The organism is Geovibrio ferrireducens, assembly GCF_026226615.1.
Lineage (GTDB): Bacteria > Chrysiogenota > Deferribacteres > Deferribacterales > Geovibrionaceae > Geovibrio > Geovibrio ferrireducens.
Genome location: NZ_JAJAPB010000007.1, coordinates 95,548 through 109,673, shown reverse-complemented (window position 1 = coordinate 109,673; position 14,126 = coordinate 95,548). Strand labels below are relative to the sequence as shown.

The 14,126-nt window shown below is 47.9% G+C and carries 10 protein-coding genes, 1 other RNA gene and 1 pseudogene; 5 read left to right on the top strand and 7 right to left on the bottom strand.

Annotated elements, in window-relative coordinates; translation table 11 throughout:
• Positions 1-3 precede the first annotated feature (3 nt).
• The 5 genes and pseudogenes from OSQ85_RS14130 to smpB all read right to left on the bottom strand — a co-directional run.
• Positions 4-180: pseudogene (locus tag OSQ85_RS14130) on the bottom strand (DUF6538 domain-containing protein); the annotation flags it as partial.
• Between the two features lie 72 nt (positions 181-252).
• Positions 253-600, bottom strand: a transfer-messenger RNA (tmRNA) gene (gene ssrA / locus OSQ85_RS09295).
• Between the two features lie 106 nt (positions 601-706).
• Positions 707-1,234, bottom strand: coding sequence for an NAD(P)H-dependent oxidoreductase (locus OSQ85_RS09290; protein WP_265822630.1), 528 nt, complete (start codon positions 1,232-1,234; stop codon positions 707-709).
• 41 nt (positions 1,235-1,275) lie between these two features.
• Positions 1,276-1,695 (bottom strand): MarR family winged helix-turn-helix transcriptional regulator, encoded by a 420-nt coding sequence (locus OSQ85_RS09285; RefSeq protein ID WP_265822629.1) that lies wholly within the window; start codon positions 1,693-1,695, stop codon positions 1,276-1,278.
• Positions 1,696-1,834: 139 nt separating this feature from the next.
• Complete coding sequence (gene smpB / locus OSQ85_RS09280; protein ID WP_265822628.1) at positions 1,835-2,281, bottom strand: SsrA-binding protein SmpB; 447 nt, start codon at positions 2,279-2,281, stop codon at positions 1,835-1,837.
• A gap of 132 nt (positions 2,282-2,413) precedes the next feature.
• Between smpB and OSQ85_RS09275 the strand changes: the two genes are divergently transcribed.
• Both OSQ85_RS09275 and OSQ85_RS09270 read left to right on the top strand, forming a co-directional pair.
• Positions 2,414-5,158 carry a cache domain-containing protein gene (locus tag OSQ85_RS09275; RefSeq protein WP_265822627.1) on the top strand — a complete coding sequence of 915 codons (2,745 nt, stop codon included), beginning with the start codon at positions 2,414-2,416 and terminating at the stop codon, positions 5,156-5,158.
• 106 nt (positions 5,159-5,264) lie between these two features.
• Positions 5,265-5,690: a bacteriohemerythrin gene (locus OSQ85_RS09270; RefSeq protein ID WP_265822625.1), complete on the top strand. Its 426-nt coding sequence runs from the start codon at positions 5,265-5,267 to the stop codon at positions 5,688-5,690.
• 49 nt (positions 5,691-5,739) lie between these two features.
• On the opposite strand, the gene OSQ85_RS09265 is transcribed toward OSQ85_RS09270, so the two are convergent.
• The gene (locus tag OSQ85_RS09265; RefSeq protein ID WP_265822624.1) at positions 5,740-5,991 is read right to left on the bottom strand and encodes an FmdB family zinc ribbon protein; all 252 of its coding nucleotides are present in this window, start codon (positions 5,989-5,991) and stop codon (positions 5,740-5,742) included.
• Positions 5,992-6,153: 162 nt separating this feature from the next.
• On the opposite strand from OSQ85_RS09265, the gene uvrB reads away from it, so the two are divergent.
• From uvrB to OSQ85_RS09250, 3 genes are all read left to right on the top strand, one after another.
• A complete protein-coding gene (gene uvrB / locus OSQ85_RS09260; protein WP_265822623.1) occupies positions 6,154-8,127 on the top strand; it encodes an excinuclease ABC subunit UvrB in 1,974 nt (657 codons plus the stop codon).
• Entirely contained in the window at positions 8,124-10,415 is a 2,292-nt protein-coding gene (locus OSQ85_RS09255; RefSeq protein WP_265822622.1) for a penicillin-binding protein 1A, read from the top strand. The genes uvrB and OSQ85_RS09255 overlap by 4 nt, the downstream gene beginning before the upstream one ends.
• A 65-nt stretch (positions 10,416-10,480) precedes the next feature.
• Positions 10,481-11,386 carry a two-component system sensor histidine kinase NtrB gene (locus tag OSQ85_RS09250; protein ID WP_265822621.1) on the top strand — a complete coding sequence of 302 codons (906 nt, stop codon included), beginning with the start codon at positions 10,481-10,483 and terminating at the stop codon, positions 11,384-11,386.
• On the opposite strand, the gene OSQ85_RS09245 is transcribed toward OSQ85_RS09250, so the two are convergent.
• On the bottom strand, positions 11,383-13,983 hold the full coding sequence (locus OSQ85_RS09245) for a chemotaxis protein CheW (RefSeq protein ID WP_265822620.1): 2,601 nt from the start codon (positions 13,981-13,983) through the stop codon (positions 11,383-11,385). The two genes, OSQ85_RS09250 and OSQ85_RS09245, sit on opposite strands and share 4 nt — an antisense overlap.
• Positions 13,984-14,126 lie beyond the last annotated feature (143 nt).

Below are 14,126 nucleotides of genomic sequence, written 5' to 3'. Positions count from 1 at the left end.
CTTAAAGAATTTTTCAATGGAATAATTATATACATTCGCAAGAGTATTTGAATACAATAAGTCGCTTGAATCAAGAGAAAATTTTATTTCCCTGCGTCCGAGCGTATTAATCATATCAAGCGGTATGCGCTTTCTAAAGTAGAAGCATGAAGTATTAAATTGAAGGTATTTGGACTTTATAGCAATGCTCCTGTGTACACGTTTGTGTACAAGAAATTATACATTGCTGTAAACTGCTGATAATATTAGAAAAAATGGAGGCGGCGGGAATCGAACCCGCGTCCGAAAAACTTACAGTCGAAGGCGCTACATGCTTGTTCTGTGATCAGGTGTCCCTTAAATCTCAGCCACAGACAGCTATGATTTAAAGTAAGCCTTTAGGTTTCAGTCCCTTTGCGCAAGGCGGTTCAAAGGTCTTGGCTCACTATTGTTTGGCGCACTCGGGTCAGCCGTGAGCAGGCCTCGCTCTGTGCGTCGCCGTCAATTAAGCAGCGAGTGCAAATTCTTCGTTTGCAGTTACTATTTGCCGGCTAATTAACGAGGTGCCGACCTCGGCATGCTCCCAGGACCTACGATTCCCCGTCGAAACCAATCGCCCCCATGAGGACAGTTAGTATATATGTTCGGCATTTAAGTGCAAGACATTTGTAAGCTTACAAAACAAAAAGGCGCGCCCTCCGTGTCGGGAGGGCACGTTTTCTGATATTTATTTAAGCCTTGCGGCAAGCCTTTGCGCATGTGCAAGCGCTTTGCCCTGTACCTCATCCTTATCTCCGGCAAAACCGGGGATATACATCATTCCGTTGGATGATTCGCTCTCCTCCAGCTTAATCTGAGTGAGAGCCAGAGTCTGCTTAACAGGCAGCAGAAGCGCATCCGTAGTGGGGTTAACATACCCTTCTGCGGGAACTCCTGTGGTAAAGGAGAGTATAACGGGCTTGCCTTTCAGCTTGTCGCCTCCTTCGCCGTATGCGAAGCCGTATGTGAGTACTTCGTCTACCCACTGTTTGAGGAGCCACGGCAGGCTGTACCAGTTAAACGGAAACTGAAAAACTATTCTGTCGGCCTCAACAAGCTCCTTCTGCTCCGCTGCCACATCAAAATGGCCGTTTATTCTGTGTTCCGCGAGAGTTCTCACTTTTACATCAGGCAGTTTAGCCAGCTCCGCAACTATGGCTGCATTTGAGAATGACTGCTCAGGTGATGAATGGCCGTAAAGCACAAGTGTTTTCATGGTATCCTCCTTAAACCTTGTTCTTATTATTTGATAGAGATTTATCTCATTTTCTCCGCAGCTTCGCCTATGAGCTGAGCCAGACTGTCAGCCTCATCTTTTCCTAATTTCTCAGAAAACAGCTCATACAGTTTCAGCGATGCTTCGGTTATTTTCTTTGTCATTTCCCGCCCTTTGTCAGTGGCGTACATTTCGGCGTTTTTGCCGCATCTGTCTCTTGTTATATAGCCTTTTCTCTCCAGACCATCCGCGAAACGGGTTATGGTGGATGGGGCGAGTGCCAGCAGTTCAGCAGCCCTGGTGGGGCTTATGCCCGGTTCGTCTGCAGTCAGCATAAGGAGAAAAGCCTGCGAAGGGTGCATTCCTGTCTTTGAGAAACACTCCTCGGCGAGCTTTGATATTTGCCTTGCAAATCCCATACTCGCTGCATAAAGACATTTTGTAGGCGTATGACCTTCCATTGCGTTCTCCTTGCTTGTACATACAAACATAATCCGTATGGAAAGTTCGTCAATGGGAAAAATGAGATAAATTATGTATTAAATTATGACGATACCTAAGTATCTTGAATAAAAGGTATTATGGACTGAGAAGGTGGGGTTATCTGATCTTAAATTCTCTGCTAATTTCCCTTTGCAGGTCGCGTTCTTTGATAACCTGCCGCTTATCGTGGCTTTTTTTGCCTTTAACGAGCGCTATTTCTGCCTTGATAAGGTTGCGGGAGTTGAGATAGATGCTTAAGGGAACCACAGAGAGCCCCTTTTCGTTCATCTTGCCGATGAGACGTGTAATTTCTTTCTTATGAAGCAGCAGCTTGCGTGAGCGTGTAGGCTCATGGTTAGCGATGTTCCCCTGTTTATACTCGGAGATATGGCAGTTGATCAGGTGCATTTCTTCACCGATGATTTTTACAAAAGAGTCCTTGAGGTTTACATTTCCGCCCTTTGCGGATTTGACCTCAGTTCCCTGAAGAACGAGACCCGCCTCAAACTTCTCAATTATCTCGTAGTCAAAAAATGCTTTTTTGTTTGTAGCTAAATTTGCCATTCCAGTTTTCTCCGCAGGTCAATAAATTATTATCCGGCGAACAAAAATACAAGAGGAAAGATTGTTATTTGTTAAAATAATAGTTACAATATAGGAATTATTTTTTTTGAACTATTATTTGAAGGTGCATAAATGTCCGCTTTTAAATACAGCGCTTCGCTGCTCAGTTTATTTGCCTCCCTCTCCACCGCGATGATTTTTTCTGCGGTTGTCATGTATTTTGTGAATGCCAACTCCAAGAACGATTACATGGAACGCGCCGCTCTGCTGGAAAAAAGGTTTGTGGAAAACAGTCAGGAAGAAGTGAAGAACGAAGTTGAGCGGATGATAAAGCGAATGGATGCCATAAGGGAAAACAACATGGAGAGGAAAAAGTCCTCTGTCGCGCTTAAGGTTTCCTCAGCGGCGGAATATGTCAGTCTGAGCCTCTCCCGCGGCGGTTCATACAGAAGTGCGGACTTCGGCAGGATGATCTCCGCTTTCAAAGGCGCGGATGATTCAGACCGTTTCTTCATAGTGGCAGAAGACGGAAAAGTAATTTACCACGAAGAGGATAAAAGCTTCATCGGCAGGAACATAATGGAGATTCTCAAAGGCGGATCGGAGATGAAGGCTATTCTCTCTGAATTAAGGGACAGCGGTGGCGGATTCGGCTCATACATGATTCAGGATAACTTATCCAGCAGCGGCGGCAGAAAGATTGGCTATGTGCAGAAGCTGAAGGATTCCCCTCTGTTTATAGGAAGCTCTTTTACTGTGGAGAGTGCGGAGGAGGAGGCTAAGGAGAGGGTTAAGAACTCCATCCGCCGTGAACGCTACGGCAGAGACGGCGTTGGTTATTTCTGGGTAAATACCATGGATTTTCAGGCGGTTGTGCATCCTGTCACTCCTGAGCTTGAAGGGAAAAATCTGAAAAATATGCGCTCAAGGGACGGGCAGTACATTTTTCAGGAAATAGATAAAATAGTGAAGAGCGGCGGTGGATTTGTGGAATACTTCTGGCCCAGGCCGGACACAGTGATCCCTGAACGGAAGATGACCTATGTCACAGAGTACAAGCCGTGGGGCTGGGTTATCGGCACAGGCTTTTATTTCAGCGACCTTGAAAAACAGCTCGAAGAGGAGCGCCAGCTTATAGAAAAGCTTGTTAAGGCTGATCTGGAAGAGGTTAAAAGGGTGATTTCATATCTCTTCATTGCGGTGATAATCTCAGGCATATTGATTTACAGGATGATCCGCAGGCTTGAAAGAAAGCAGGAGGGGCACAGAAACCTCCTTGAGCAGTACAAATCGATCCTTGATAAGAGCTCGGTGGTAACAATAACCGATGAGTTCGGCGTTATGACATATGTTAATGATAAATTCTGCGAAATAAGCGGCTACAGCAGGGATGAGCTGATCGGCAACAGGCATAACATAATCAAGCACCCCACAACACCCATAGAAAACTTCAAGGATCTCTGGGGAACAATAACCAAGGGCAGAGTGTGGAAAGGTGTTCTGAGAAACAGGAGAAAAGACGGGGAAAGCTTTTACATAAGTGCGACAATAGCGCCCATCCTTAACGAATCAGGCGAGGTTATCGAATATATCGCCTGCGCCAATGACATTACCGAGCTTGTGGAAAACCGCAACAGGATTGAGGAGCTTTTCAACAGCGACAGCCTTACGGGGCTGGGAAGCAGGGTCAAGCTTATAAACGATGCCGAACCGATCGAATACCCTGTGCTTGCCATTCTGGATATAAGGGGTTTCAAGCAGATAAACGAGTTTTTCGGCAATCATTTTGCCGACCGTATTCTGATAGAAACCGCCAGAGAGTTTGTGGCTTGCCCGGCGCTTTCCGGCTACTCGGTTTACAGACTTCACTCGGACAAGTTCGGAATACTGGCCGACAATGCGGATATACTCGTGTTTAAGGAGAAGATAGCCTCCGCCATGCGCAGGGTGGGTTCCATTCTTCAGGAACGCCACGGTGAGGATAAGATGATTTACTTCACTGCGGGGATAGCCGCGGATAAGGATAATCTTCTGGCTTATGCTGACATGGCACTGAACGGAGCCAAAAAGCTCAAACAGGATATTCTTGTTTATTCTCAGGCAGATAACAGGATCATTGCCGATTTTGAGGAAAACCTTGAGATAATCCGCAAGGTTTCCGATGCGCTGAAAAATGACCGCGTAACAGCCTATTATCAGCCGATAATAGACCTTAAGAGCGGGGACAGCGAAAAGTATGAATGCCTTATGAGGATAATTGACGAGAACGGGGATGTGATAAGCCCTGCTAAGTTTCTTGACATATCCAAGAAAACCAATATGTACCCAAGGCTTACAGCCCGCGTGATAGAAAAGTCCGTTGCGGTGTTCAAGAACCTGCCGTACCAGTTTTCCATAAATCTGTCCGTTGAGGATATTTTCGACCGTGATACTATGGACTATCTCTTCACCGTGGCAAAAAACAACGGCGTGCTGGGCAGGCTTGTTATTGAGATTGTTGAGTCTCAGGAGCTTGTAAGTATAGATGAAACAAACAGAATATTTGAAAAATTCAAATCAGGCGGGGCGAAGATCTCCATAGATGACTTCGGAGCGGGTTTTTCAAACTTTGACTACCTCATGAACATCCGGGCGGACTACCTCAAGATAGACGCATCTATCGTTAAAAGGGTGGAGGAGGATGAATCTTCCAGAGAGATCATAGCCTCCATAGTTTCCCTCGCCAGACATTCAGGTATGAAGACTGTGGCGGAGTTTATTTTCAACGAGACCATAGCCCGTGAGATAACGCTTCTCGGCGTGGATTACGGTCAGGGATATTTTTACGGCAAGCCGGAGGAAAAACCTGTCTTTATCTCGCAACCGCCTGTTGCATAACGGGTCTGAAAAATATTAAAAATTTTCTCCGAATAAAGATTGTGTTCGTTTTCGTCTTGTTGTAAAACTGATTATTATCAAATTCAATACTAGACAGGGAATATCCATGATTAAAAAGGGGAACGGTTTTATCACGGGAATAGAGTTCATGGATCAGCAGCACAGCTTTTTTGTCGCCGCCATGAACCGTCTGCTCGAAGCTATGAAAAACGGCGAGGGTAAGGAAGAAATCCGTAAAACCATGCGTTTTGTTGAGCTTCATATACTCAAATATCTTCCGAGGGAAGAGGAATTCATGCGTGAAAACAACTATCACGACATGGAGTTCCACATCATTCAGCACAAAAAATTCAAGGCTGATTTTGAGGAGATAAAAGACATCTACTTCTCAAAAGGCTACTCTGTCTCCCTTCCTCTGACTCTTCAGAGAAAAATGCAGGACTGGCTTGCGCACCACATAAGCAAGACTGACAGCATCCTTGGGGATTATATCAACTCTGTTCACAAAGCCGGCGGCGGAACCGCAGGCTGATATAATAACAGTGCGCCCACCTGATTACGCGGGCGCTGCTCCGGTTGTTCTATTTACCCGCTGCGGCAGGGCAGGAGGCGCACTTAGGCGAAGCCGAATCTGCTGATGCGCATGACGGGCTTTTTGAATACCCCTGATCATGCCATCCGCCGCCCTTAAGCTGAAAGCCGCTCACGGACATGATCCTTTCCGCCTCACCCTTACAGGCGGGACATTCCTTTACTTTCTCAACGCTTGTGATGCTTTCCATCATTTCTGTAACTTTTCCGCATGACCTGCATCTGTACTCGTAAATAGGCATTTCTGTCACCTTCATAAAAGTTTCAGGACACCTTTCAGCGCCCTGCTTTTTATTCTTCCGAAACAAAATGAATATTACCGTATGATGAAAAAATCAAGCTTTTATCTCCGGAGATACTAATTATCCATTGTACAGACGCTAAAAAAATATAGAATAACTTTCATGAGTTTTAAACTTAATTCCGATTATCTTCCGGCGGGGGATCAGCCCGCCGCCATAGACCAGCTTACGGAGAATTTCCGCGACGGTGCGGATGCTCAGGTTCTTCTGGGTGTTACCGGTTCCGGCAAGACGTACACAATGGCCAATGTTATCCAGCGTCTTAATGTTCCAGCGCTGATAATAGCGCACAATAAGACTCTGGCGGCGCAGCTTTACGGCGAGTTTAAGAAATTTTTCCCTGAAAACGCCGTTGAGTATTTTGTCAGTTATTACGACTATTACCAGCCGGAAGCCTATGTCCCCTCCAGCGATACCTACATCGAGAAGGATTCCTCCATCAATGAGGAGATAGACAAGCTCCGCCACTCCGCCACAAGAAGCCTGCTTGAGAGGCGCGATGTAATAATCGTCGCCAGTGTTTCCTGCATATACGGTCTCGGTTCGCCGGAGGCCTACAGCGGGATGCTTGTTGTTCTTGAAACAGGCGAACCCGCCGACATGGAGGAGGTGCTGGAGAAGCTTGTGGAGATCCAGTACGAGCGCAATGACTATGACTTCCACAGGGGAACATACCGCCTTAAGGGGGACACCCTAGAGGTTTTCCCCGCCCATGAGGACTCGGTGGCTTACCGCATAGAGTTTTTCGGGGATGAGGTGGACAGGCTTTCGGAGTTTGACCCTGTTACCGGCAAAACCATAAGGGAGCGCCCGAAGCTTGCCGTTTATCCCGCCACGCACTATGTGACCCATAAAATAACAAGGGAAGATGCGGTAAAGAACATAAGAAACGAACTTCTGGAGCGCTGCCGCTTTCTTGAAGAGAACAACCGTCTCCTTGAAGCGCAGAGGCTCACCCAGCGCACTATGTATGACATAGAAATGATAATGGAGACGGGCTACTGCAACGGCATAGAAAACTACTCACGCTTTTTTGAAGGTCGCACAACCGGCGAGGCTCCGCCAACTCTGCTGAGCTATCTGCCGAAGGATGCTCTTGTCATCATAGACGAATCGCACATAACCGTTCCGCAGGTCCGCGGCATGTACAACGGCGACAGATCTCGCAAGACCACCCTGGTGGAGTTCGGTTTCCGCCTTCCTGCTGCTCTGGATAACCGTCCGCTTAAGTTTGAGGAGTTCCGCAGCGCGGTAAACCGTGTCATGTACGTGAGCGCCACTCCGGCGGACTATGAGCTTAATGATTCAAAAGGGATAGTTGCGGAGCAGATAATCCGCCCCACGGGGCTCATAGACCCTGTGATTGAGCTTCGCTCCGCCAAAACACAGGTGGACGACCTTCTGGCGGAGATTCAGAAGATAACTGCAAACGGCGAGCGTGTGCTTGTCACCACCCTGACGAAGCGCATGGCCGAAGAGCTCACGAAATATTATCAGGAAGTGGGTGTACGTGTGGAATACCTGCACTCCGAGATAGACACGCTGGAGAGGATCAAGATTATCCGCAACCTGCGTCTGGGCAAGTTTGATGTTCTGGTGGGTATAAACCTTCTTAGAGAAGGGCTTGACATACCGGAGGTAAGCCTTGTGGCTGTACTCGATGCGGACAGGGAAGGCTTCCTGCGTTCCGAGCGCTCCCTGATACAGACCATAGGCCGTGCCGCAAGAAACGTGAACGGCAGAGCTATCTTCTATGCGGACAGGATAACCCCCAGCATGCAGTCCGCCATGGAGGAGACCGAACGCAGAAGGCAGAAGCAGCTTGCCTATAACGAGGAGCACGGCATAACCCCCGAAACCATACGGAACGAAATCTCCGATATAATGGAAAGCATCTACGAAAAAGACTATGTAACTGTTGATCTGCCTGATGAGGATGGTATAAGATTGACGGGCAATAAAGAGAAAGACATAGCCGAACTTAAGAAAAAAATGCAGGAATACGCAGAGGCATTGGAGTTTGAAAAAGCGGCTAAGCTCCGTGACATGCTCTTTGAGTACAGTGTGAAAAAATGATAGAGACAATAAGACAGTTTATAAGAAACACCAAGCCTTTGTACCTTATCATAGGCGCGGCGCTTTTTATTATGCTTTTCACCTTCGGCAGCGTTCTGGGTTATATATACATACTCAGCCGTCAGCTTCCGTCCGTTGAACAGCTTAAGGATTTTCAGTACGACAGACCCACAATAATATATGACCGCAACGGCGACCCCATCGCAGAACTGGGTACGGAAAGACGTTATCCCATATCCATAAAGGAAATGCCGGACTACATGTGGCAGGCGGTTGTTGCAGTTGAGGATGCCAGATTCTTTGAACACGGCGGCGTGGATATGATGGGCATTATGCGTGCCTTTGTATCCAACGTGAAGGCAGGAAGGGTTGTTGAAGGGGGCAGTACGCTCACCCAGCAGCTTGTGAAGATAATCTATCTCACTCCTGAGAAAAAGCTTAAGCGTAAAATAAAAGAGGCAATCCTCGCCTACCGCCTTGATAACTTTCTTGAAAAGGAGGAGATACTGGAAATGTATCTCAATCAGGTGTATTTCGGCAGGGGTGCATACGGCGTTGAGGCCGCAGCCGCGAACTACTTCGGCAAAAAAGCTTCCGAGCTCACTCTGGCCGAGGCGGCTATGATAGCCGGAATCCCCAAAGCACCGGGAATTTACGCTCCGCATATCAGCATGGAAAAGGCAGTGAGCCGCAGAAACCATGTTCTCTACAGGCTTTTTGAAACGGGCTACGTGACAGAGGATGTTTACAGAAAAGCCGCAGACGAAAAGGTCAGGATCATAGACAGGATAAAGCCGAAAAACTCATACGCCGGTTATTTTACTGACATGGTTGTGAAATTCATCAAGGACGAGCTTGATGACGAGGAGCCGGAAAACGGCGGCTACAGGGTTTACACAACTCTGGATCTTGATTTGCAGAAAAATGCCGAAACAGCCATCAAAAGCAATATTCTCCGTCTTAATAAGGAGCTTGGCTACTCCGGCGACATAGCCCTGTTTGAAGAAAAGAGCGGTGAAAGCACAGAGGAACGCAAGGCAAGGCTTGATGAAATCCTTAAAGAGGAGAGGCCGTATATCCTTTCCATGGGCTTTCAGCGTGCGCTTGTGACCAAGGTCGAGAAAAATCAGGCGGAAATACTTCTGGCTGACCGTTCAAAAGGCATTCTCCGCCTCAATGACAATAAGTGGGCAAGACCCAGAGGCGGAAGTTATTCGCGCCTTACGGATTTCGCCACTATCATAAAGAAAAACTCCGTTATCTTTGTTTCAGTGCTGAACAGGGAGAACGGCTATTACGAAATAGAGACCGACCCTGATCTGGAGAGTGCGCTGATCTCGATCGAACCGGACACAGGGGCGATCCTCGCTGTCACAGGCGGGTTTGAATATTCAAAATCCATGTTCAACAGGGCTGTTCAGGCGAAACGTCAGGTGGGCAGTCTCTTCAAGCCCATAGTCTATTCCGCCGCACTTGAGAACGGCTATAACGTAATGACGGAAACCTATGATGCCCCTGTGGTAAAGCCCATGGAGGAAGAGGGTGAGTACTGGAAGCCCGAAAACTACTCCGGCAGATTTTACGGACTGACCACACTTAAGGAAGCGCTCACACAGTCCAGAAACGTTGTGACAATCAAAATAGCCGAGAAAATAGGCATAGGCACAATACTTTCATACGCTAAAAAATTCGGAATGACGGAACACCTCGCGAGGGATCTTTCCATCAGCATAGGCTCCGGTTCCGCTCCGCTCATTGAAATGGTTTACGCATTCAGCGTTTTTCCCAACCTTGGATACAGGGTTCAGCCTTACTATGTGACAAAAATAGAGGACGGCAGGGGAAAGCTGATCAGGGAATATAAACCCTCAGGCAAAACAGACGTTATCAAGCCCGAAACAGCGCAGATAATGACAGAGATTATGGAAAATGTCGTGGAGCAGGGTACAGGCAAAAGAGCACGCATCCTCCACAGACCCACAGGCGGCAAAACAGGCACTACCAACGATTTTAAGGATGCGTGGTTTGTGGGCTATCTTCCCAATGTTGTGAGCGGTGTATGGATCGGGTTTGACGATTTCAAAGCCATAGGCCACTCAATGGCAGGAGCCAGCGCAGCTTTGCCTGCGTGGGTGGACTACATGAACAGATCACTGCGTCAGTTTCCTTATGCCGTTTTCCCTGTTGCAGATAACGTTATGTATTACAAAGTCGATACAGGAACCCATAAAATCACGGACAGCTACGCCACGGATTTCAGCTTCGAGCCATACGATGTGACAGAGTGATGACTCCCCACAAAAAATTCGAGGATGTGCCTTTCGCTTTCTTTTCTGTTTCAAGGGAGGGGAAGGTGAAGTCAGCGAATTTTCAGGCGGAACTGCTCATGGATGAGATGTCCGCCTTCGGCATACGAAGGTTCGGTGAGTTCCTTCTGGGCAAAATAAACGGGGATAACCTTGTTTTCAAAACTCCAAGAGGGACTTACGGGATAAAGGTGATCTCCTCCCGCAAGGATTACGAATTTTTTGTGATAGCACTTGACGAGTTCAACCAGCCCCTTGGGGATATTATGGATATATCCTCACTTCAGCATGAGATAAAAAACCCCCTGACAGTCATAGACGGCACAGCGCAGATCATAGCCGCCAAGGCTAAGAATGAGTACATCGAGAAATGCGCAGGGATCATACAGAAAGAGAGCGGCAGGATAAAATCTATCCTCGGCAACATACACATGCTCAGTGAAATGACTGTGAAGTTTGATGAAATAGATGTTGAAAGCTTCATAAGCGAACTGAGGGACGGAATAAAAATTGTTTACTCCCGCATAGAACTCCGCTTCCGTGTTCTGCGCAACCTGAGAACAATTAAGGCAGACAGGGAAAAGCTGTTCATGGCATTGTCCAATATACTCAAAAACGCCTGCGAGGCGCAGGCGGAAGGGGATATTGAGGTGGAGATCTCCATCGACCCCACCATAAAGTATATGGACAAGGAGATGGATAAGGCCTGTTCCATGCTCCGCATAGTTATCTCCGACTCCGGCCCCGGAATGGAGGAGCAGGTGCTGGAGAGGCTGTTCACCCCGTTTTTCACCACGAAGAACAAGGGCACAGGTCTTGGGCTCATAATAGCAAGAGAAGCCATAGATAAGCACCACGGGCGTATAGAGGTGAACTCCGTGAAAGGGAAGGGGACGGACTTTATTGTCTACATCCCCTCGCGCATGAACCCTGACAGCGAAAAAAGCGGCTAGAGCATATCACGCAGTGCGGCTATTATGCCGTCCGGTTTAAGCACAAGCAGCATCTCCTTCTGGCCTGATTTCGGGTCAGGCTTCACTATACAGTCGGTATATTTTGAATTTTCAAGTATGTGCTCGCTCCTGTCCACCCTTGAGTTGGGGACTTCGGGTATCTCTCCCAGAGCGTCAACCACAAGGCCGAACCTATCCTTTCCTGTGGTGAGTATTACTATCTGAGTTTCAGAATCCATTTCCTTTTCAGGCATTTCAAGAAGTGATCGTATGTCCACTACAAGGAGCGGAACATCCTGATAGATTATGCGCCCCTTGACAAAGCGCCTGTTGCCGGGAACATGGGTCAGTCCGTCCGGGTCAATTGCTTCCACCACATGCTTAACATCGATCCCCAGCCATTTTGTGCCTATGAAAAAGGTTGCCGCCTCAAGGCAGTCCATGCCTGTTTTGTCGCTGGAAACCTGTATGTTCATATCGCGCCTGCGCACCTTAACACCTGCTGTGTCAGATATTTTGGCAAGGGGCATGAACACAAGGCCTATAACGTCATTCACGTAGCCGTCTTCCGTTTTGTACTCCCTGTAGCCTGATGAGGTGTGCGCACCGACTGCGTAGTAATAACCGTTGTACTCAACAATTTTTGATGTCCCCTCACCGGCGGGAAGGCTGAAAAGCTCCTTATCGGTGTATATTATGTCGCCGGGTTTGAGTTCCGGGTCTGTGGAGCTTATAACCATCCTCTGCCTGTCAGCGAATACGCCGAAACAGCCATCCGGTATACGCCCCTTTTCATCTCTAGGCAGGGAATCGTTCAGCATTCCCCTGAACTGAGGCTCGCTGTCAAAGACTATGCCTATTCCGCCAACTGTCTTCCTGCCGTTTTCCGGTGCGAGTATCGCCGCTCCGTAGATGTAGGTATGTCTGTTAGAATAGAGCTCGGTTACTGAAAACGGGGAGACTGTGTACTTCTGGCTGTCTTTCAGTGCCAGAGTCTGCCTTGCCCATTCCTTTGTGAGCACTGTGCCCACGAGGTATTCATCCGCCTGATTTGAGACAGCGGTTATTTTTCCTGTTCCGTCATATACGAAGAGGTTTGAGTAAACAGTGTAAAGGCCGTTGATGTATGAAAGTATGGAGGCTATCTTTGCACGATCCTCTGAATTAGGGGAGGGCGTGGCAGAGAGGATGCGGCGGAATGCTGAGGTCAGCGCCCACCAGCGGCAGTCATTGGCGCGCTCATAAAGGTTCCTGTCCATTATGTCCGCCGCCAGAGCCGCCCAGAACCACACATTGCCCAGAATTGAGTCCACTACTGTTTCGTGAAGGTTGCCTATGGACTTTTCAAATACGCTTTTTGTGCGTGCTCCTGCGTCTGACACGCTCCAGAGGAGTATCTTGGAACGAGGGTCATTCCCTTTTACATTGCCGTTCCATACCGTGCGTTCAAGCTCTCCCTGAATCTTGTCCGCCTGAATGGGGATGCTGCGGAGCTCCTCGGAGAAGAGGCGGGGATCGCTCATTACCGCTTCCATTATTCTGCGGTCTATGCTTTCGCGTCTGCCGTTTGAGGATGAAAACGCATGCTCAATGGGCATCATTACATGCCCGTACCAGCCAAGGCCGAAGAAACCCTGATACCCCTTTGTGGGGCATGTTTTGGCTATGTATTTTCTGCCTGCGAATTTGACTATGCCGTAGGATTCCCCGCTCACCATTTCAACCGGAGCGCCTATGGGAAGCTGATAAGGATCAGAACTGGCTATTACCTTCCCTTCGCTGTCCAGTATGGATATTACCGACCACTCGTCCCCGGTTTTCAGCTTGCGGAAAATCTCCTTCATTTCGTCCTGAAACTTGAAACAGAGGCATAAAACACCCAGATAACGGAGGTTTGCCCCGTCTGTCACCCTGTATGCATATATAAGCGATTTTTCATGTGCGGGCAGAATATCGGAGTATCTGAAAACCTCCACAAATTCATCCTTAGTGGTGAGCGCTTCTTTTATCAGCGGATCAGCGGATTTTGTTACTTTGTTGTTTTTATCAAGCTGAACAATGAGATTCCCCTCAGTGTCCAGAAGGACTATATTGAAATAAACCGAGTATTTGGAAACATATTCAGCGAACCGCTCCTGAATGCGGGCAGTCATATCCTCCCTGATTCTTGTGCGGTTTATCTGCTCCTCATCCCCGGCGGGCATCTTTCTCAGTTCTTCGGCTTTTAGTATGTACTCCCTGACATCATCGTCAGTGGCGAGAAAACCTATATCCGCCGTGCGCTCAAACAGGTTTCTTATGAGAATGTCCACTGCAACCTGCGCCTTTGCGCCTATCTCCCGCACTGTTTTATCCAGAAGCTCAAGCCCAAGCTGGCTGAGGAGTTCGCAGGTGAGGTGGCGGAAGCCCTCGCGGGTTCCGGTCATGTCCGTTCCTGTGCCGCTTATCTTGCCCAGAATGCTTAAGAGATCCCACTGACCGCCGAGAGTGCGCAGTTCTTCCCTGTACTCCTCGACCCCTGCCATGTAGCTTATGAGCCCCATAAGCTCCTTCGGAATGAGAACATCTTTATAGGTAACTGTATTTTGGACTGACATACTGATTTTCCCCGTTTTGGAACAGATTTAACTCCATGGGGATAAGCAAGAAATATGCCTTTATAAATAAATCGAATAGCGTGAAAATTTCATTACCTGACAATACTTAAGAATAATTATTAATTAAGCTTAATGAAACTGAT